The organism is Bacteriovorax sp. PP10, assembly GCF_035013165.1.
Lineage (GTDB): Bacteria > Bdellovibrionota > Bacteriovoracia > Bacteriovoracales > Bacteriovoracaceae > Bacteriovorax > Bacteriovorax antarcticus.
In genome coordinates, this window is sequence record NZ_JAYGJQ010000001.1 from 872,049 (window position 1) to 890,369 (window position 18,321).

The window sequence follows — 18,321 nt, forward strand, 5'->3', positions numbered from 1 at the left end:
GCGGAGTTTGGTAATAATAAAAAAAAGGCCCAGAATAATCTGGGCCTTTTTTAGATATTAATTTCTAGTTAGAGTACATTGAACTAAGTCACCACCTTTCTCTTCAAGAGAAAGAGTAACAGTTCCATTATTTTCTTCTGCAAGAGTATAAGTTCCACGTTTTTTTGCCAGACCAACTCCTTCATATTCAGTGATAGTTGATTTGCGGTTAACTTCATCTGTATTCCATACAGTTCTGCGAGTGACAGGAAGAGGTAGAATATCTCCTTCTACTTTAGTGCTTTTAACGTCACCGCTACCATTTCTAAACCCCACTGGAATTTCAGTTGTTAACGATGCAATAACGACTTTAAGATTTACAACTGCACCAGAGGCGTTTGGAGTAATCGTAGCAGTTCCCGCCATTGTAGTAGTTGCTTCAAATTTACATTTTTTTCCACCAACAGAATAAGAACCTTGAAGGTTATCCATAAAGCCAGCATTTGATACGGCAGGAAGAGAAGCTAGGGCTAAAAAAGCAATTGTAAGTAATGAGTTTTTCATATTTTCTCCAAAGTTAAATTATTTGTTAAGCATAAATTAGCATGAGGTTAAAAACCTTCAAGGGAGCCTTGTAAACTTTACAAGAGAGTGTTGAGCTTTAATTCACAAGATACAAAAAGGCCCAGCAAGATGCCGGGCCCAGATTGTTTTACTTACATTTTACGATAATACCTTCGTTAACATCATCACCACCATCACTTTGGTGACTTAAAACAAGAATGTCATCATTTGTACTCTTCCAGTTTTTCCAAGCCGCAGATGATTCACTTAAAAATTCTTCTGTCTCTTCTGGTTCTTGACCTTCTAAGTAAGTCGTTTGTTTTTTGTATTTATAACCAAAAATTCCTAATTGATCAGAGTAAACTGAATCGCCCATGTTGCCAGCAATTTCTACGGCTTCATCTGGAGATCCTGTATAACATGTTTGTAGATTGTTCGTTTTGAATCCACCTGGGCGATCAGCAGCAAGATAGAAATTTTTTTGAACTTTCTCAGCAAGAGCGTTTACTTTTGCACTAATTGCAGTGTGAGCTTCGCGAGCTGCAGCCATAGATTGGGGTGTATTTGTAATCACTAAAACTTCCTGAAGTTTATCGCTTCCTTGAAGCTTATATTGTTCATTGATTTTAGAAACAGGAATAATCTTGTTTTCATCTTCTACGAAAAGAGGAACTTTTAATGTTGTTGCAAAAACAGAGGAGCTCAGCAAAGTCGTAAGTAGAAGTAACGTTTTCATAATGCCTCCAAAAGAATTTCCCCTGAAGTACCATCACAATACTCTGGGGAGCAAAAACAATATTTATCTACTATAAATATTACAAACAGATGGATAACATCAAACTGCTATTTTTTAGGGCCGAAGTTAGAGCAATGTCTTTTTTGATTGTCAGTATTTCAATGCCCCGGTCACTTGAATCAGCATAAGAGAATTGAGGCATTAAGGTCGTTGTTATTAGAATAAAAAGATATTTCATACTTCTCCACACAGTTGCTCTTTCTGGGGAAGTGTATTTAGCAACGATTTAGATGTCCGCGCAGCATCGAAGACCGAGGAGCTTTGAAGCTTTTAATGTTGAGATTTTTGTAAATTTGAAACAGGCACTTAATTTCTTGGAGCTAAATTGAATTTTTGTGAAGAGATTATAGGAATGATGGCCCAAATTTCTTTGGGCCATTAAATTTCTTATGCTTCGATGTTCGCACCAACTACAGATGCTAATTGAAGCATGCTGATAGTTTGCCCAAGTTGAAGACCTGTGAAGTCTGTCAATTTTCCAGAAGATTTACTTGTTACTTTAGTCGCTTTGAAAATCGGAAGAAGTTTAGCGTCAGCTACAATGTATTTCCCTGCGCCTTCAGCTTTACCGTTTTCAGTTTTAGCTTGAAGGTTATTTGCTTTAATGTAATCCCAAAATTTTTGTGTAATAGCTGTTCTTGGAAGCTCAGTAGCTCCGCAGAATGCTGCTAGGTCTGCTTTTAATTTAACTGGCTTGTTTAATCCTACTTCTGACATTGTGTATCCTTGTGTTGTGTGTTTCGAGAGATATTATCGAACAATAAATTTAGATTTCCTACTGTTAATCAGCATTAAATATCTTTTAGAATCTAACTTTTCCCAATTTTGGGAGTTTTTGACTGGGGAAATTGATCATTTCACCGTTATTTTATTTGGGCGCATGGCAAATATGTCTTCGCTACCCGAAAAAGCGAATCGTCTCATTTTTAGACACTTTCATATTTTATCTATAAAGGTTTCAATTAATCTGTGAATACCTTTAAGTTCATATAAAATTTGACCCATAGATGATTTGCGCTACAGCTTTAAAAAGTATGGGAAAAATATGAAATTTGCATTATTTATAATTTTTGCAGCATTGTTGGCCCAAACATCTTTGAGTTTTGCGTTTGAAAATATTGAATTAAAGTCCGAGTTTAAAGAATTAAGTTTTATCAAAAATGGTAAGAATCCAAGCGACTTATCTGGTGTTACCTGGAGTCCAGAAACACGATCATATTTTCTCATTCTAAATAAGCTAGGGCTTGTTTATGAAACCGATGAAAATTTCTCACTAAAGCGAACTATAACAATTACCGGCATTGGCGATAGCGAAGAGATTGTCTTTCTTGGTATGCAAGAAAGCGAAGGTCATAACTACCCAGAGGTTGCCATTTCTGAAGAGTCTGGATTGATCTCTATTCTTACGATCACTGAGAAAAACTTCTATGACACTGCAAAAGATGCTCATCAGTTTACTATCAATGTAGATAATGAAAATTGGGGAAATAAAGGAATTGAAGGCCTGGCCTACGATAAAGTAAATAAAGTGTTTTATGCGGCAAAAGAAATAAAACCGATGGCCATTTTTAAGTTTCAACGACCTGTAGACTCTTCAATTAAAAAAGTAAAACCCACGTTATTATTTTCAGACATTCAATTAAAGAAACACATTTCTGATATCAGTGGACTTTTCTTCAATCAAGAAACAAAGCGCTTAATGATTTTGTCTCATGAAAGCTATTGTTTGCTGGATATGCAAGAGGATGGAAAACTAGTTAGCAAGTATAATTTATCAACGTACATTTCCAAGAAATTATTCAGCTCTTTAAAGTCTCAATTCGAGGGGGTTTCTATTGGGAAAGATGGAGATCTTGTACTAACTTCTGAGCCTTATCATTATCAACAGTTTGACTTATCTGGAAGCAGCTTAAATTACTAACATTTGTCTCTATAAGGACTGTCTAATCTTTTGACACTTCTTCATTCGATGTGAATAAATTTCAATTATCCGCTTAGTCACATAAAAAACATTTAATATTCATTTATATCAAAAACAACGTCCAGAACTTAACATCGGAGAAAATATGAAGAAGCTAGTTTTCGTTTTAGCACTATTGTCTGTATCAACATCTTTTGCAGGCGTTTCGGGTGCAGGTAACGTTCTAGGCGCAACTGAAGCTGTAAACAGACAACTTGAAAGTATTAATCAATCAAATCAACAAATGAATAACATTAACGATGAAGGCCAGTTATATAATTTCAAAAATTTTACACTAAATTTGATCAATCAAATGAGATACAACCTAAATCAATTAGAGGCCCAGGTTCAAGCTCTAAGAATGCCTCCTCCATTCCTTATTAGTCAGTGTACTCAGAACGATCTGGATCACGGTGGTCTAACTGACCGTGGTGGAAGTATGATTTACAAAAGAGATAATGATTTCAGAATTTGTGCACGAGTTACATCTGCAAATCGCAATGTAGTAATTAACAGTGTGAAATATACAATCAGTGGAAAGCAGATCACATCTTTGAGTGGTTTTGGCGGAAATACTGCCACTGTATTTGAAGGAAAAGGAAAAGATTTCTCTCAATTTTTACCATCACTTTCTACTTCAGCATACTCGAAATGTATCCCACAATATGGAAATGAACTTCAAGTTTCATATACTAGTGAGCAAGGTGAAAGAAAATTGATCGCTCTAGAAATCAATCCAGAGTTAATTAACTTTGATGGTCAGAGAAAATATCAAGTTCCGGTTTGTAACTAATAATTAAACAAGACCTGGCAGTCTATCCCAATCGGATTGCCTGTCGGGTCTTTAAATAAAGTGCCAGCAGACTTGTGGTTGTGCTAACGCGGCAAAGCTAATTAAAACTACAAGTATCACCATTAATTGGTCTTACAACTTCATCAACAATCAAGTCATCAGTTGTCGTCGTCGTTAAAATTTCACGTTCATTAAATCTCGTAACAAATGTTCCTTTAAAATCAGGAAACTCATTTCTTCCTACGCAATAGCCATAATTCAAACATTGACCCTTAACAACTCTTCCAGCTCCATCATCGTAACTATAGTGACCGATAAACCAACCCATTCCAAAAACAAGCAACGTCGTTGATTGATCAGTAAATGTTTTTGTCTCGTTGAAATAAAATTCACCAGGCCCTGATTTAAAGCGCTCTAGTCGCAAATCAAAACTAAGATCTTTGAGATGATTACCGTTGAAATCGTAAACTTCACCACGACCAGTGTAGATACAGTCAGGAGTAGCTGCGAAAGCAGTGTTTAGCAGAATAAATAAGCTTATTAAGATTTTCATGTGGGGATTCTGTCTTAACTGGATTAATTATGGAAGATTGAAAAAAGGCAAAAAAAAAGCCTCGAATAAATCGAGGCTTTTTTAAAACTTGGTACGCCCATGGGGATTCGAACCCCAGTCGCCGCCGTGAAAAGGCAGTGTCCTAGGCCGGGCTAGACGATGGGCGCATAAAACTTAATATGCACTTAATTTTCGGTAAAAATGGTGATCTCTCTGCGACTCGAACGCAGGACCCTCTCCTTAAAAGGGAGATGCTCTAACCAACTGAGCTAAGAGACCATTTTATGTTTCCGAAAGTGAGATTAAAAATAGTGTTCACGAGCTTTTTTGTCAAATTATTTTTTGATAAATGTTCAATTATTTTTTCAGGGCTCTTGATAACTAGCGTAACGCGGACTATGTTCCTCTCACTATGGAAAATACGGAGCTAAATTTAAATAATAAACGTGTGGCCCTTCATACTTTGGGATGCCGTCTTAATACATCTGAGACTGGATCAATCGCTCAAGGCTTTAAAGACCGCGGATACGACATTGTAGAGTTCGGGCAACCGGCAGATGTTGTGTTCATTAATACTTGTACTGTGACAGATGCAGCTGATTCTACCTGCAGAAATCTTATCAGAAAGGCGCATGGATCTTCTCCGGAAGGAAAGATTGTTGTAGCTGGTTGTTACGCTCAAATGGAGCCAGAAAAAATCGCTGGTATGCAGGGAGTGGACCTGGTTCTTGGTAACTCTGAAAAATATAAAGTTTTCGAATACCTTGATGAAGAAAGTGAAAACGCGATTCACGTTGATAAATCTTGGCAATTCTACGGAGCTGCTACGACGACAGCTGATTCTCATACAAGAGCATTCCTGAAAATTCAGGATGGCTGTAATTATGTTTGTTCATTTTGCATTATTCCTTTTGCACGCGGAAGATCGAGAGCGATCACGGTTGCAGATGCTGTTATAGAGGCCAAAAAACTCGTTTCTCAGGGTTTTAAAGAGATTGTCCTTACCGGAGTTAACATTGGTGAGTACGAGCAAGCATCGGGCGAAAAACTGCACGATCTTGTGGCGCAGGTGCTAGCAGTTGATGGATTAGAGAGATTTCGTTTATCAAGTGTTGAGCCAAACACGATTACAGATGAATTAATTGAAGTCTTAAAATCTTCACCAAAGGTTTTAGACCATTTCCATATCCCACTTCAAAGTGGTGACGATGAAATCTTAAAAGCGATGAGAAGAAAATATACTGTCGCTGATTATAAAAGAATCATTGGTAAAATCATGGCCGCTTTCCCGAACGCGGGGATCGGTGCTGACGTTATTGTTGGGTTTCCTGGAGAAACGAAAGAGCAATTCGACAATACTTTTAATTTATTAAAAGAACTTCCGATGACTCACTTCCATGTTTTCCCATACTCTAAGAGAAAAAATACGACGGCTTCGAAAATGGATAGCCATATTCATTCAACTGAGAAGAAAGCACGTGTGAAAGCTCTGAATATGTTCGGGGACGCGAAACTTAATCTATTTTCTGAAGACCAAATCGGGAAGAGAACGAAAGTTCTTTTCGAAAGAAGAAATAAAGCAGGTCATTTTGAAGGATACTCTTCAAATTATGTACGTGTTCAAGTTGTGACTGATCAGAATTTATCTAATGTTGAAAGAGAAGTGTTAATCACTGGCATGGATAATGGAAAATTAGTTGGTGAGCTTCTTCAGTAAAATCAAAAAAACATTCTAAAAATAAAAAAGGCCATCGTAATGATGGCCTTTTTTTATTTAATTATTTGCTAGTAGAGTAGCTTAGAGAAAGTCCGTAAACTCCCTGTGAATCTGTTTTGTCCGAAACTTTTAGGTCTGCACTCATTGTTTCAGAAAAAGCGATATCGAAAATATCTCTAATCGTTGTTTTACAATTTGCAACTTTACCCACAGCTGTCAGTTGAGCAGTTTCTCCACCTAGAACTGTTAAAGCAAGAACGTTGTTTTCACATGAAATGATATAAGATTTATCTGAATCAACTTCGTCTTTTAAAACGATATGAAGAACTGAATCGTACATGCTTACTGAATCAACGTTGTTTTTTCCAATGCTGATAAGTTTGTTTGAGTCTTGAGCAAAAACGCTTGATACTGATAAAAGGATTGTTAAGCCTAGTAGGATTGATGATTTCATAGGGCCTCCATAATTTTTCCGGATATTATCACCGAATTTAATTTAGAGGCGCGAATTGAAAATATTACATAGATTTAGTCATCACGGCCGCAGTTTGAGTTGGCAAAGACTGCAAGTTCGTTTGTTTTTGTATCGTAAAAGCCCAGAACTGTTCCGTATGTGTTGTTCCCGCTTGTGCTACCAGAGTAAACTTCAATGCTAGATTCAGAGTTTACTGTCGTAACAACCGTAAAAAGTTTGTCGTAATCAGAGTCACCTGAAGATATTTGCATTGATTCTGTGAAGTCAGTGATGGCCGCAAGAGTTCCTTGTTCGTCCTTTGTATTCACTCCAACCGCTACACCGTCATCAAAGTAAGGGCAAAGTGTATGCATTGCTTGAGCGACTGTTGCTTCTCTTTGTTTTTGTGCAGTGGCACCTTTTGCTTTTAACACGGCCACTTTTTTAAAGTCAGAATGAGTCACTATTTCCAGTGCCACCATTTGTGTGCGAGCTACTTCAAGTTTTGTATTGCTTAGAGATTTAAGGCTGTCGAACTTTGAAGCAAATACGTTTGATGAAGTTAGTAGCATTCCTAGAATTAATAAATTTTTCATTTTGTTCCCCGTTAAATCTAAATATGAGCGGAATATAGGTTGGGATGGGGCATGTGGGAAATATATTGTTTGCGTGGTGTTGATCTAATTAATAGATAGATAAAATGGTCTTTATTAGCTCTGGTAATGAAGAGTTTTAGCTGGGGTAATAGTACGACCGGCGAATCAAATATAAGTGGCCGTATTATTTGATTTTTGAGGGTAATAACCATAAATTGGTAAGATGAAAACTACAGACAAAATTACCACTAGAATCAATGATCAACTTATTGTCATTGAAGGCGACAAGGCCTTCATGCCTCTTGGAAACTTTCTTCGCAACGAAGAATTGCTAACCGGGACTAAAATCGTATGTGCGGAAGGAGACTGTGGCGCTTGTACAGTTTTGATCGCTAAGGATGTTGGGGCCGATGGGAAGCTTTCTTTTAAAGCAGTGAACTCGTGCATCCTTCCTTTGTACCTGATTGATGGGGCACAGGTTGTGACTGTTGAAGGGATTGGAAAGCAAGTTGGGATGAACATTGAGTTGCATGAAGTGCAAGAGAAGATGATTGATTGCAATGGTGCTCAATGTGGTTACTGCACGCCTGGATTTATTTGTGCGATGGCAGGAATGGCAGAGAAGTTTAAATCGGAAAACAAAACGATTACCGAGAAGAATGCAAAGAACTACCTGACGGGAAATCTTTGTCGTTGTACTGGGTACGGGCCGATTGTCGATGCGATGACGTCGGTGAATTTAGATAAAACTCAATTACTGAAAGATCGCTACCACTCTGCGGATTGGATTAGTGAAATGAAAAATATCAAATCAACTTCGGTTGAGATGAAATTTTCTGATAAGAGTATTTTTCTTCCGGCGAAACTTTCTGAAGCACTTTCAGCTAAAGCTGCTGATGGTGATATCAGACTGGTTGCTGGATCGACTGATATTGGAGTCGTGGTGAATAAAGGGAAACTTTCTACACCGAAGACGATGGCCCTTTATCACATTGATGAGCTTCGTAAGATTTCTCACGATGATAAGTTTATTACGGTTGGGGCGACTGTCACTCTGACTGAGTTTGAAGATTATATAGAAGCGTACTTTCCAGAGATGGCGAAGATGCTGCATATTTTTGCTTCTCCACAGATTAAAAATCAAGCGACATTAATCGGGAACGTTGTGAACGCTTCTCCAATTGCAGATACGATTCCATTTTTAATGGTGAGTGATGCAGTTGTTGAATTACAAAACTCAAAAGGATCGCGCGATATTGTTTTAAAAGATTTTTATGTTGGTTATAAAAAACTCAATATGGATACCAGTGAGATTGTTACAAGAATTAAGATTCCTGTAATAGCACCAAACGAAGTCACGAGACTTTATAAAGTCTCGATGAGAAAGGATCTGGATATTTCTGCTGTAACATTTGCTGCGCGAGTTGTGATTGACGGGAAGAAGATGACTTCAGTTCGTCTTGCTCTTGGTGGAGTGGCCGCAACGGTTGCTCGCTTGAATGATATTGAGACTAAATTAACAGGCCAGGATTTTTCGGTTAAAGCTTTTGAAGAGGCTGCTGAAACTTTGGATCAATATATTAAACCTCTTTCTGATCTTCGCGCTTCAAGCGCATACAGAATGCTGGTTTCTAAAAACTATTTCAAGAAGTTTGCTAAAGAGATCTCGCTTGAGATCGGAGGTGGCAAATGAGTGTTGGAAAAAGTGTAAGTCATGATTCAGCAGTAGGGCATGTGACGGGATCGAGTATTTTCATCGATGATAGAGCGAAACATAAAAATGAAGTTTATGTCGGAGTTCTTGGGGCCCCGGTTTGTGCGGGAGCTATTTTAAAGATTGATGGAAGTGAAGCTTTAAAAATGAAAGGAGTCTTTGGAGTTTTTACTGCGAAAGATATTCCTCATAATAAGTGGGGGACGATTGTTCCTGAACAGCCGATTTTAGCTTTTGAGAAGATTGGTTATATTGATGAGCCAGTTTGTCTGATTGCTTGTGCTGATGAAGACACATTCAATGCTGTTAAAAAATTAGTGAAGATAGAAGTCAGAGAAGAGAAACCAATTTTAACGATTGATGATGCTCTTATAAAGAATTCCATTTTATGTCAGGCCAATCCATTTGTTCGTGGAGATATTGAAGGGGCCTTAAAGAATGCGCCGAATGTTTTAATAGGTGCATTTGAATGTGGCGGGCAAGAGCATTTTTATATGGAGTCACAGGCCACTGTGGTTTATCCATTAGAAAATGGCCAGCTTGAAGTGCATTCGTCTTCTCAGCATCCGACTGAAACTCAACACGTGGTCGCGCATTCACTTGGATTAGATTATTCACAAGTGGTTTGCGTGGTGAAGAGAATGGGTGGTGGATTTGGTGGGAAAGAGTCTCAGGCCGCGCACTTTGCTGCCATGGCAGGACTGGTTGCTTACAAACTCAATCGTCCAGCTCGTCTTGCGCTTACAAAAGATGACGACATGATGATGACGGGAAAGCGTCACCCGTTTAAGAATTTTTATGATGTAGGGTTTGATGACACTGGAAAGATTACCGCATTAAAAGTTGTGATCGTTGCTAACGGTGGAGCTTATGTTGATTTAACTCCTTCGATTTTAGATAGGGCCATGTTTCATGCGGACGGGTGCTATTACCTGGAGAATTGTTACATTGAAGGGAAAGCTGTGAGAACCAATCAGCATTCGAATACTGCCTTCAGAGGATTCGGAGGGCCGCAAGGAAATATGACGATTGAGAGTATCGTTGAAGATATTGCTCATTACTTAAAGAAAGATGCTTTTGAAGTCAGAAGAATTAATCTTTATGGGATCAATGATAGAAATGTTACTCCTTATAATCAGACAGTAGAGCACAATCTTCTGCCGGAGCTTTTTGATAAGCTTCATAAGTCGTCTGAGTATCAAAAGAGAAAAGATAATATCTCTGCTTTTAATAAAACGAAATCAGGTAAAGTTCGTGGTCTTTCAATGACCGGAGCAAAGTTTGGGATTGCGTTTACGACGAAGTTTTTAAATCAAGGTAATGCTCTGGTGAACGTTCATTTAGATGGAACAGTTCAGGTTTCTACAGGGGCCACTGAGATGGGGCAGGGAGTGAATACGAAGATGCAGCAGATCGCTGCGACTTGTTTTGGTATTCCTCATAAAAGTGTTGTGCTGATGCCGACATCAACTGAAAAAAATCATAATACTTCACCGACGGCCGCTTCAAGTGGGACCGATATTAATGGTGGGGCCGTGTTTAATGCATGTGAGGGGATTCTTCAGACTCTGCGTTGGGTTTTCCTGCAGCAGCACTCTGGTGTGGTCTATGACGGAATTAAGTCGATGCCAGCGGTTGATGTTAAGGCCGATTTAAGTCACGTTGAGTTTATTGATGGGAATGTTATTGATCAGAAAACGAAAAAGAGTATGACGTTTAAGGATCTTTTAAAGATTGCTTATTTGAATCAATTCTCGCTTGCAGGATATGCTTTTTATAAAACGCCTGATTTAGGTTTTGATAAATCAACTCACGAAGGTCGCGCATTTAATTATTTCACAAATGGTGCCGCTGTTAGTGAAGTTGAAGTAGATGAGTACACAGGAGAGTTAAAAGTTCTTCGTACTGATATCCTGATGGACCTTGGGCGTCCGATCAATCCCGGTATTGATATCGGACAAGTTTCGGGAGCATTCATTCAAGGGATGGGATGGGTAACGACAGAAAATCTTTTCTATCATGAATCGGGAAAACTTCTTTCACATAGTCCTACGACTTATAAAATTCCCAATATTCAGGATACTCCGAGAATCTTTAATATTGAGTTAATGGAAAACCATACGAATACGAGAAACGTCATGAGATCAAAAGCAGTTGGTGAGCCACCACTACTTTTAGGATCAAGTGTTTGGACAGCGGTGAAAAATGCGCTGTCGTATAGAAGTGAAGATGTGCTTCCTCATATTACGAGCCCTGCTACCAATGAAGTTATTTTAATGGAACTTAATCGCTATGAATAAGTCGATTCTAGAAAAGATTCAGGAACTACAAGAGCAAGGGCAAAGTTTTGTTGTCGCGACTCTGGTGAAGACTAAAGGAAGTGCTCCGCAAGAAGTGGGAGCGAAGATTTTAGTTGGAGAGAATGGATATATCCATGGAACAGTCGGCGGCGGGAAAGTTGAAGAGCGAGTGATCCTGCATTCAAAAGAAATGCTAAAGCGAAATGAATCTTTTGATTACGCTGATTGGAACTTGCAGACAGATATTAAAATGACTTGTGGTGGAGTGGTAAGTTTTTTCTTCGAGAGAGTTCAGGCAAAACCAACTTGGGAGATTGCCATTTTTGGTGCCGGCCATGTGGCCCAAGAAGTTGTGCGTACACTTTTAAAGTTAGAGTGTTCGGTGATTTGTTCTGATCCTAGATCAGACTGGCTTAATAAACTTCCTGATCATCATAAGCTCACTAAGATTCATACGAGTGAAATGAAAAATGTAGTTGCCGATTTGAAGCCCGGAACTTTCATTGCTTCGATGACCATGGGTCATGCGTATGATCTTCCGATTCTTCTGGCAGCTATGGAGAGAAATGTCTTTCCTTATATGGGTGTGATTGGAAGTGATTCAAAAGCGGCCGTGCTTCGTGCCGATCTGAAAAAGAATGGGGCCAACCCTGATCTGATTGCAAAACTTCATTGTCCGATTGGAGAGTCCTTTGGAAATAACACTCCAGTTGAAATTGCTATCAGCATTGCGGCCCAGTTAATCAAGGCCCGAGATAATCAGTTATCTTAATAGTTTAAATCTAAACTTAAGTTTTTTAGTCAACTATCCGATGAGCTCTTAGATTCTAAAAAGACTCTTGGAGATATTTATGAAAAGCATTTCATTAATCACTTTGTTTGTTACCTGTATGAGTACATCTGCATGGGGTGCTCTCGATTGCGAAGGGATGAAACATCCAAAATATAAAGAAGAGTACAAAGCATGTAAAAAACTTGAGGCCCAAAATGTTGGCCCATGTGCAGGACTCGATCATCCTAAATATCAAAGTGAGTATCAAACGTGTTTGAAAGTTGAAAAAGAAGTAAAGGTTTCAGACGACTGTTCAGGACTTAATCATCCTCAATTTCAAGATGAATATAAAGCATGTTTGAAAGCAGAAATGTCCATTAAAGATAACTGCTCGGCGATGAATCATCCTCAATATCAAGATGAATATAAAGCGTGTTTAAAAGCAGAACAATATGTCGCTTTAAGTGATTGCTCTGTTTTAAATAAACCGAAATCTCAGGCAGAGTATAAATTGTGCCTAAAAACAGAGATTAGAAGCACTCAAGATCCATGTGAGGGTTATAAGAAAACTGGTACTCATGAAGGTTCTCAGTACGAAAAATGTTTTATTCAATGGCAGGAATCTAAATTTACAACTGTTCCTAAAAAGGCCCCAAGAAATCCAGCAGATCCATGTGATGGGTATAGAAAATATGGTGAAGGTGAAGGGTCTGATTACGAGAAATGCTTCATTCAAAAAAGTGCAGCAGGAAGTAAGAGTATTTCTGATTTAAAAAGAGATGCTAAACCTGTAGATCAACAGAATTTTGCACCAGAAAAAGCAAGTTCAAATACAAGTTCGAAATAAAGATGCAAATAGTTTTTTAGTGATAAATAGTTATGGGTATAGGAGCAAATTCTATATCCATATTGTCCCAGATTTCTTTCATTTCATAATTTTCTACCGCGATACATCCTGCAGTCCAGTCTCCACGATTTTCAAATAAAAGATCCATTGAATCGTCATCCAAAATCATCGACAGCGATGTGTAGTAGTTTGGCATACCGTGAATAAAAATATCAAAGCCTGGATTCACACCCATTTTTTTTGCGCGTTCGATATCTTCTAAGTTCGGATAAGTCACATGAATTGAGCGGTAGAATTTTGAATAAGGATTTTTGTAATCCAATTCGTATTCACCTTCCGGGACTCGCTTGTCTCCCTCTTGCCTTTTAGGCGCCATTCCTCCGCGTCCTAACATCACCGTGTAGACTTTGGTCACTTCACCCTGAAACATCATTTCCATTCGATGCTGGGTCTTATAGACACGCACAGAATCGACCTGGTATTCGGCAGAGAAGAGTTGTGTTGAAAATGAGAGAACAATAAATGTGATAAGTGTGTTCATAAAAATCAACCTACCAAATTTTATTTAGGAAAGCACTTAGGAAATTAACTTGAATATTTGCGTTTGCTACATAAAGATATGTCACAAAAAATCTTCAAGGATGAAAGTAAGTGGAAGAGCATAGTTTTGAAATTAAATGTGGGATCGTCATTGCAATTTTTGCGGCCGTTATGGCATTGAGCGATATGTTCGCAGGTAAATATGGCGAAGATGAAATTAAATTTATCAATGAGAAATCCAGTTCGTACATGTGGTATCAGGCCAAGAGTATTAGAGAGACTGTGGTTGAAGGTCAGAGAGATTTAATTAACACTCTTGTTCAAGGAAAAGCGATTAATGAAAACTCGCAAAATCTATTAAAAGAGCACACTGATAAATTGACGAAGAAAATAGAGAGATACGAAAAAGAAAAAGCTGAAATCTTAAAAGGATCTTCTAAAGTTGGTGAAGTTAACTGGGTGCAAGACGTAGATGGGAAACTTGGTCAGGTAATTGGTGCTAAGGAATACGAAGAAAAAATTGAAACATTAGGAAAGGCCGGAGATCAGTTCGATCTTTCCAATCTCTTTTTTCAGATTTGTTTAGTTATGGGGGCGATTAGTTTAGTTGTGAAGAAGCCCTCTCTTAGAACGACATTTTTCTATGTGATGATTTTTCTAGGGGTCTTAGGAAGCGGTTTTTCATTTATGGCCTTAACGATAGCCATGAAAGCGTAAAGTTTAAGAGGTATCTGCCGATGAGACCTTGGAGTATTCTTAAGGTTGGAGTTTTTATGAAGTCATTAATGAGTCTGGTTATTCTTGGTCTGACATTTAATTCTTTTGCTCTTGTGGCAGCAGAAACGGAATGTGGAAGTTTCAAGAAATCAGGTGACCTTGTTGTGGCCTATGAAAAAATCAAAGCAAGTGGAAAGAAACAAACATACCCGAACATTGATCTCGATGCTTTTTTTAAATCTACTAATAAAGAAAGAATGGATTTTATCCATACGACTTGTGATGTAGGAATGGACCCTCATGAGATGGCGGCAGAGGCGCGTTCGATGTGCTACAACTCATGTTACAAAGAATCTTTTAAGATCTCTCATGAGAGAGCAAAGTCATGGGGTTTTATTAAGGCCTGTGGTGAAGTGTGTGATGGTGCTAATACGGCCTTAAAAGCATCGATTAAAAACAGCGATGTCGTTCAAAATAAAAAGCCAAATGTCGTTGATACAAAAAGACAGGCAAAAGAAATGCAAGAGATCGAAGACATGATCTATCAGGCACCAGCTAAAAAAGTTCAGGGTAAATAATTATTTTAATTTAAGGGCCATGAGTACGTCATCGATTCGATGATGACCTACACGCAGGCGATCTTCTAAAACAGCAAGTTCAACAAAGCCTGCATTGGTATATAACTTTCTAGCGGGAGTGTTGTGAGCGAATACAGATAAATCTATCCATAGTAATGAATCTTCCGACTTTGCCCAATTGATGGCGTAGTCCAGAAGTTGTTTTCCCAGGCCTTGGCCTCGAAGAGGAGCTTCAAGTCCCATACCTAATTGAGCACGGTGAAGTGTTCCGTGAAAAAGATTTTTTAAGTTAAGAGTCCCAAGGATTTCTCCGTCAGCTTCAATGACAAAAACTCTTTGCCATCCTTCTTCAGTAATATCTTTGGAAAAACTAACCAGCTTATTGTTTCGCATTTCTTCTGCATCCCATGGATGCCCTGGAAGAAACGGGTGAGCGAGAGTCCCATTAAAACCGGGCTCGTCTTTATGACGGACATCGTGATCCACGATGTCCGGTATATCCCCAAGCTCTGCGATTCTAATTTCGATTTTCATTCTAGAAGTAATCCTTTCTGAAAAGGATTTCTTTTCTCTCAGGTCCAAATGCTAAAATCCCAACAGGAATCCCAAGGAAAGTTTCAATTTCCAAGATGTATGCATTTAGTTCTGGAGATAAGTCTTTAGCAGTCTTATTTGTGAAATCATCTTTGAAAGGCTTAAGTGTTTTATAAACAGGCTCAGCTTTGTAAAGATCGATACCAGGATAAGCTACATCAATTGTTTTACCTTCGTATTTGTACGCTACACACACTTTCAATTCATCAACAGCACATAGGATGTCTAGTTTTGTAAGCGCGATAGAAGTCAGGTTAGAAGCTTTTACAGAGTACTTAAGAAGTGGAAGGTCAATCCATCCACAACGACGTTTTCTTCCAGTTGTTGCTCCGAACTCTTTTCCGATCGTCTGAATTTGTTCTCCGACAGCATCGAATAATTCAGTAGGGAAAGGTCCTTCTCCAACTCTTGTTGTGTAGGCCTTAGTGATCCCTAAAACTTCTTGAACTGATGATTCTGGGATTCCTGCACCAGTATAAACTCCTCCAAGAGCAGTTGATGAGCTGGTAACGAATGGATAAGTTCCGTAATCGATATCAAGAAGAATCCCTTGAGCACCTTCGAAAAGAATTTTTTTGCCAGCGATAACTGCTTGATCCAGATAAGAGAATGTATCGCACACAAATGGTCTTACATTTTTTCCAAGTTCAAATAGTCTTTGTGCTTCTTCATCAACAGATGGGAAAGCGATGTCGTAACGATGACGGAAAAGGATTTCTTTTTCTTCAAGGTTGCGAGCTAGTTTAATTTTCAGAGAAGGAAGATCGAATAAGTCTTTCATCTTGATCGCGCGACGAGCGATTTTATCTTCGTACGCAGGGCCAATACCTTTTCCAGTTGTTCCGATTTTTACAGCACCTTGAGACTCGCGAGCGGCGTCTAAAAGTTTGTTGTAGCTCGTGATGACTGTGACGTTCTCAGAGATTTTTAAATTCTCTGATGTCACCTTAATTCCAGCGTCAGCAACTGTGACTAATTCTTTTTGGAAAGCTTCTGGTTCAAACACTACACCGTGTCCGATAACAGAAACGCTGTGTTTGTGAAGAATCCCAGAAGGGATTAAGTGAAGAACGATTTTACGTCCATCTACAATAATGGTGTGACCGGCGTTGTTTCCACCTTGGTATCTTACTACCACGTCACATTTTTCGCTTAGAAGATCGGTAATTTTTCCTTTACCTTCATCACCCCATTGGGCACCAATAATTGCTAATGTTTTCATTATTTTCCCTTAACTTCGTTTAGAAGGTTTTTGTTCATGAAAAATTCGTTGATCTGATGAACTGCCATTTCTCCAACTCTGAATTGTGCTTCTTCAGTTGAAGCTCCAACGTGTGGAGACATGATTAGGTTCGATAATTCTTTTAGTTTTGAATCAGCTGGAAGTGGCTCAACAGCAAATACGTCGAATCCTGCAGCTCTGATTTTTTTGTCTTTTAAAGTTGTGTATAGAGCTTCTTCATCAACGATTCCACCGCGAGCAGCATTGATTAGGATAGCGTCTTTTTTCATCAGACCTAATAGTTCAGCATTAATCATACCTTTTGTTTGTGGCATAAGTGGAGTGTGGATAGAGATGATATCGCACTCGCTGAAAATTTCTTTTAGATCAAGACATCTTTTTGAATTAGCGATGTCGCATTTTTCTGTAACAGGATCGAAGAAGAAAATTTCCGGTTCGAATCCTGAAATTCTTTTTGCAACGATTTGTCCGATTCTACCAAAACCCACGATCCCAACTTTTTTCTTCCAAAGCTCTAATCCCGTAAGAGCGTTCTTTTCCCATTTCCCTTCGTGCATAGTTTTATCAGCGAATGGAATATTACGAAGACAAGACATCATAAGAGCTACGGCTTGTTCAGCAGCAGAGTTATTGTTTGCTCCTGGAGTGTTGGCAACTTTTACGCCCTTTTCAGCACATAAAGTTTTATCAATATTGTCCGTTCCTTCACCTGCGCGAATAACGATTTTTAAATTTGGAGCTAATGCCAGAAGTTCAGCATTGATTGTTGTTGCTGATCTGATGATCAATCCATCAACTTTCGGAAGAAGTGCTTTTAATTCATCTTGAGAAACTTTTGACGTTGGATGGACTTCTAGATTTGAGTTCTTTCTTAGTTCTTCAAACAGAGATTTATCAAAGCCGTCTGGAACGACAATAAAAGGTTTCATGAGATTTTCTCCTCGAATGGGGTTGGTGAATGTTTTGGGATTCGCCACATTATAGGATAGAGAGAGAAAGACCTACAAGCTAAAGTTTATCTAAATATCACCCAGAAGGTTTTGCAGATGCTCTGTAAGTTTATGAAGAGCATTAGGAGGAAAATCCAGTTTCCTGTAAGTAACCCCTGACAATTCAAAGATTCTTTTAGCGATTCTATTTGATTCAGTCGAATGATGCTTATCAGAAAGATAAATAACTTCTTTTACTTTTGAAGAGGCGATTAGTTTCGCACATTCATTACATGGAAAAAGTGTGACGTAAGCGCGAGAGCCTTCAAGAGATCTGCTTGCGTGCAAAATTGCATTTGCCTCACTGTGCACAACGTAACCATATTTTTGGAATTCTAATGGAGCAGAAGGGTCTTTTCCCCAGGGAACTTTTGATTCATCGATACCAGCGACGAACCCATTGTAGCCCATAGTGATTTGGTGATTATTTTTATCAACAAAGACTGAGCCCACTTTCGTGGCCGGATCTTTAGATTTGAAAGCAGCAATCATAGCTTGCAGCATGAAGTATTCATCCCATGAAAGCGCAGATTTCGTAGGTACAAAGTTAATTTTTGGGTCGGTATAATCAATCATATGCTGACTAAAATCCAATTTTAGAGGCCTTTTAGTCAA

The 18,321-nt window shown here is 38.6% G+C and carries 20 protein-coding genes and 2 tRNA genes; 9 read left to right on the plus strand and 13 right to left on the minus strand.

Annotation, left to right across the window (positions count from 1 at the left end; all coding sequences use genetic code 11):
- Positions 1 to 57 precede the first annotated feature (57 nt).
- From SHI21_RS04255 to SHI21_RS04265, 3 genes are all read right to left on the minus strand, one after another.
- On the minus strand, positions 58 to 543 hold the full coding sequence (locus SHI21_RS04255) for a hypothetical protein (RefSeq protein ID WP_323574904.1): 486 nt from the start codon (positions 541 to 543) through the stop codon (positions 58 to 60).
- 148 nt (positions 544 to 691) lie between these two features.
- A complete protein-coding gene (locus tag SHI21_RS04260) occupies positions 692 to 1,279 on the minus strand; it encodes a hypothetical protein (protein WP_323574905.1) in 588 nt (195 codons plus the stop codon).
- Between the two features lie 447 nt (positions 1,280 to 1,726).
- Positions 1,727 to 2,056: an SWIB/MDM2 domain-containing protein gene (locus SHI21_RS04265; protein WP_323574907.1), complete on the minus strand. Its 330-nt coding sequence runs from the start codon at positions 2,054 to 2,056 to the stop codon at positions 1,727 to 1,729.
- Between the two features lie 328 nt (positions 2,057 to 2,384).
- Here SHI21_RS04265 and SHI21_RS04270 point away from each other — a divergent pair, with 328 nt between their 5' ends.
- Both SHI21_RS04270 and SHI21_RS04275 read left to right on the plus strand, forming a co-directional pair.
- Positions 2,385 to 3,260 carry an SdiA-regulated domain-containing protein gene (locus SHI21_RS04270; RefSeq protein WP_323574908.1) on the plus strand — a complete coding sequence of 292 codons (876 nt, stop codon included), beginning with the start codon at positions 2,385 to 2,387 and terminating at the stop codon, positions 3,258 to 3,260.
- Positions 3,261 to 3,405: 145 nt separating this feature from the next.
- Positions 3,406 to 4,092: a hypothetical protein gene (locus SHI21_RS04275; protein ID WP_323574909.1), complete on the plus strand. Its 687-nt coding sequence runs from the start codon at positions 3,406 to 3,408 to the stop codon at positions 4,090 to 4,092.
- A gap of 97 nt (positions 4,093 to 4,189) precedes the next feature.
- On the opposite strand, the gene SHI21_RS04280 is transcribed toward SHI21_RS04275, so the two are convergent.
- The 3 genes from SHI21_RS04280 to SHI21_RS04290 all read right to left on the minus strand — a co-directional run bounded on the left by SHI21_RS04280 (position 4,190) and on the right by SHI21_RS04290 (position 4,924).
- Positions 4,190 to 4,645, minus strand: coding sequence for a hypothetical protein (locus tag SHI21_RS04280; RefSeq protein WP_323574910.1), 456 nt, complete (start codon positions 4,643 to 4,645; stop codon positions 4,190 to 4,192).
- Positions 4,646 to 4,734: 89 nt separating this feature from the next.
- A tRNA-Glu gene (locus SHI21_RS04285) sits at positions 4,735 to 4,812 on the minus strand.
- Positions 4,813 to 4,847: 35 nt separating this feature from the next.
- Positions 4,848 to 4,924: transfer RNA gene (locus SHI21_RS04290), tRNA-Lys, on the minus strand.
- Between the two features lie 133 nt (positions 4,925 to 5,057).
- Here SHI21_RS04290 and mtaB point away from each other — a divergent pair.
- On the plus strand, positions 5,058 to 6,362 hold the full coding sequence (mtaB, locus tag SHI21_RS04295; protein ID WP_323574911.1) for a tRNA (N(6)-L-threonylcarbamoyladenosine(37)-C(2))-methylthiotransferase MtaB: 1,305 nt from the start codon (positions 5,058 to 5,060) through the stop codon (positions 6,360 to 6,362).
- A 61-nt stretch (positions 6,363 to 6,423) separates the two neighbouring features.
- Here mtaB and SHI21_RS04300 read toward each other — a convergent pair whose 3' ends face one another.
- Positions 6,424 to 6,816 (minus strand): hypothetical protein, encoded by a 393-nt coding sequence (locus SHI21_RS04300; protein WP_323574912.1) that lies wholly within the window; start codon positions 6,814 to 6,816, stop codon positions 6,424 to 6,426.
- A 74-nt stretch (positions 6,817 to 6,890) separates the two neighbouring features.
- Positions 6,891 to 7,412, minus strand: a complete 522-nt coding sequence (locus SHI21_RS04305; RefSeq protein WP_323574913.1) for a hypothetical protein — start codon at positions 7,410 to 7,412, stop codon at positions 6,891 to 6,893.
- Between the two features lie 223 nt (positions 7,413 to 7,635).
- Here SHI21_RS04305 and SHI21_RS04310 point away from each other — a divergent pair, with 223 nt between their 5' ends.
- From SHI21_RS04310 to SHI21_RS04325, 4 genes are all read left to right on the plus strand, one after another.
- Complete coding sequence (locus SHI21_RS04310; RefSeq protein WP_323574915.1) at positions 7,636 to 9,105, plus strand: xanthine dehydrogenase small subunit; 1,470 nt, start codon at positions 7,636 to 7,638, stop codon at positions 9,103 to 9,105.
- Positions 9,102 to 11,426 (plus strand): xanthine dehydrogenase molybdopterin binding subunit, encoded by a 2,325-nt coding sequence (gene xdhB, locus SHI21_RS04315; protein WP_323574916.1) that lies wholly within the window; start codon positions 9,102 to 9,104, stop codon positions 11,424 to 11,426. The genes SHI21_RS04310 and xdhB overlap by 4 nt, the downstream gene beginning before the upstream one ends.
- Complete coding sequence (xdhC, locus tag SHI21_RS04320; RefSeq protein WP_323574917.1) at positions 11,419 to 12,198, plus strand: xanthine dehydrogenase accessory protein XdhC; 780 nt, start codon at positions 11,419 to 11,421, stop codon at positions 12,196 to 12,198. The genes xdhB and xdhC overlap by 8 nt, the downstream gene beginning before the upstream one ends.
- A gap of 79 nt (positions 12,199 to 12,277) precedes the next feature.
- A complete protein-coding gene (locus SHI21_RS04325; RefSeq protein ID WP_323574919.1) occupies positions 12,278 to 13,045 on the plus strand; it encodes a hypothetical protein in 768 nt (255 codons plus the stop codon).
- Between the two features lie 16 nt (positions 13,046 to 13,061).
- On the opposite strand, the gene SHI21_RS04330 is transcribed toward SHI21_RS04325, so the two are convergent.
- Positions 13,062 to 13,586: a L,D-transpeptidase family protein gene (locus tag SHI21_RS04330; protein ID WP_323574920.1), complete on the minus strand. Its 525-nt coding sequence runs from the start codon at positions 13,584 to 13,586 to the stop codon at positions 13,062 to 13,064.
- 110 nt (positions 13,587 to 13,696) lie between these two features.
- On the opposite strand from SHI21_RS04330, the gene SHI21_RS04335 reads away from it, so the two are divergent.
- Entirely contained in the window at positions 13,697 to 14,302 is a 606-nt protein-coding gene (locus tag SHI21_RS04335) for a DUF4337 domain-containing protein (protein ID WP_323574921.1), read from the plus strand.
- A gap of 56 nt (positions 14,303 to 14,358) precedes the next feature.
- Positions 14,359 to 14,880: a hypothetical protein gene (locus tag SHI21_RS04340; RefSeq protein WP_323574922.1), complete on the plus strand. Its 522-nt coding sequence runs from the start codon at positions 14,359 to 14,361 to the stop codon at positions 14,878 to 14,880.
- On the opposite strand, the gene SHI21_RS04345 is transcribed toward SHI21_RS04340, so the two are convergent.
- The 4 genes from SHI21_RS04345 to SHI21_RS04360 form a co-directional block, all read right to left on the minus strand.
- Positions 14,881 to 15,414, minus strand: coding sequence for a GNAT family N-acetyltransferase (locus SHI21_RS04345; protein ID WP_323574923.1), 534 nt, complete (start codon positions 15,412 to 15,414; stop codon positions 14,881 to 14,883).
- A 1-nt stretch (position 15,415) separates the two neighbouring features.
- Positions 15,416 to 16,696, minus strand: a complete 1,281-nt coding sequence (locus SHI21_RS04350) for an adenylosuccinate synthase (RefSeq protein WP_323574924.1) — start codon at positions 16,694 to 16,696, stop codon at positions 15,416 to 15,418.
- Positions 16,696 to 17,646, minus strand: a complete 951-nt coding sequence (locus tag SHI21_RS04355) for a hydroxyacid dehydrogenase (protein ID WP_323574925.1) — start codon at positions 17,644 to 17,646, stop codon at positions 16,696 to 16,698. Before SHI21_RS04355 ends, SHI21_RS04350 begins: the two co-directional genes overlap by 1 nt.
- Before the next feature lie 90 nt (positions 17,647 to 17,736).
- Complete coding sequence (locus tag SHI21_RS04360) at positions 17,737 to 18,282, minus strand: deoxycytidylate deaminase (protein WP_323574927.1); 546 nt, start codon at positions 18,280 to 18,282, stop codon at positions 17,737 to 17,739.
- Positions 18,283 to 18,321: the final 39 nt, after the last annotated feature.

Excerpts from the sequence above, each read along its gene's own strand:
- SHI21_RS04345 (WP_323574923.1), bottom strand. The coding sequence starts at position 15,414 with ATGAAAATCGAAATTAGAATCGCAGAGCTTGGGGATATACCGGACATC.
- SHI21_RS04310 (WP_323574915.1), top strand. The coding sequence starts at position 7,636 with ATGAAAACTACAGACAAAATTACCACTAGAATCAATGATCAACTTATT.
- SHI21_RS04265 (WP_323574907.1), bottom strand. The coding sequence starts at position 2,056 with ATGTCAGAAGTAGGATTAAACAAGCCAGTTAAATTAAAAGCAGACCTA.
- SHI21_RS04325 (WP_323574919.1), top strand. The coding sequence starts at position 12,278 with ATGAAAAGCATTTCATTAATCACTTTGTTTGTTACCTGTATGAGTACA.
- SHI21_RS04355 (WP_323574925.1), bottom strand. The coding sequence starts at position 17,646 with ATGAAACCTTTTATTGTCGTTCCAGACGGCTTTGATAAATCTCTGTTT.
- SHI21_RS04305 (WP_323574913.1), bottom strand. The coding sequence starts at position 7,412 with ATGAAAAATTTATTAATTCTAGGAATGCTACTAACTTCATCAAACGTA.
- SHI21_RS04280 (WP_323574910.1), bottom strand. The coding sequence starts at position 4,645 with ATGAAAATCTTAATAAGCTTATTTATTCTGCTAAACACTGCTTTCGCA.
- SHI21_RS04330 (WP_323574920.1), bottom strand. The coding sequence starts at position 13,586 with ATGAACACACTTATCACATTTATTGTTCTCTCATTTTCAACACAACTC.
- SHI21_RS04300 (WP_323574912.1), bottom strand. The coding sequence starts at position 6,816 with ATGAAATCATCAATCCTACTAGGCTTAACAATCCTTTTATCAGTATCA.
- SHI21_RS04260 (WP_323574905.1), bottom strand. The coding sequence starts at position 1,279 with ATGAAAACGTTACTTCTACTTACGACTTTGCTGAGCTCCTCTGTTTTT.
- SHI21_RS04270 (WP_323574908.1), top strand. The coding sequence starts at position 2,385 with ATGAAATTTGCATTATTTATAATTTTTGCAGCATTGTTGGCCCAAACA.
- SHI21_RS04340 (WP_323574922.1), top strand. The coding sequence starts at position 14,359 with ATGAAGTCATTAATGAGTCTGGTTATTCTTGGTCTGACATTTAATTCT.
- SHI21_RS04255 (WP_323574904.1), bottom strand. The coding sequence starts at position 543 with ATGAAAAACTCATTACTTACAATTGCTTTTTTAGCCCTAGCTTCTCTT.
- SHI21_RS04350 (WP_323574924.1), bottom strand. The coding sequence starts at position 16,696 with ATGAAAACATTAGCAATTATTGGTGCCCAATGGGGTGATGAAGGTAAA.
- SHI21_RS04360 (WP_323574927.1), bottom strand. The coding sequence starts at position 18,282 with ATGATTGATTATACCGACCCAAAAATTAACTTTGTACCTACGAAATCT.
- xdhB (WP_323574916.1), top strand. The coding sequence starts at position 9,102 with ATGAGTGTTGGAAAAAGTGTAAGTCATGATTCAGCAGTAGGGCATGTG.
- mtaB (WP_323574911.1), top strand. The coding sequence starts at position 5,058 with ATGGAAAATACGGAGCTAAATTTAAATAATAAACGTGTGGCCCTTCAT.
- SHI21_RS04275 (WP_323574909.1), top strand. The coding sequence starts at position 3,406 with ATGAAGAAGCTAGTTTTCGTTTTAGCACTATTGTCTGTATCAACATCT.
- xdhC (WP_323574917.1), top strand. The coding sequence starts at position 11,419 with ATGAATAAGTCGATTCTAGAAAAGATTCAGGAACTACAAGAGCAAGGG.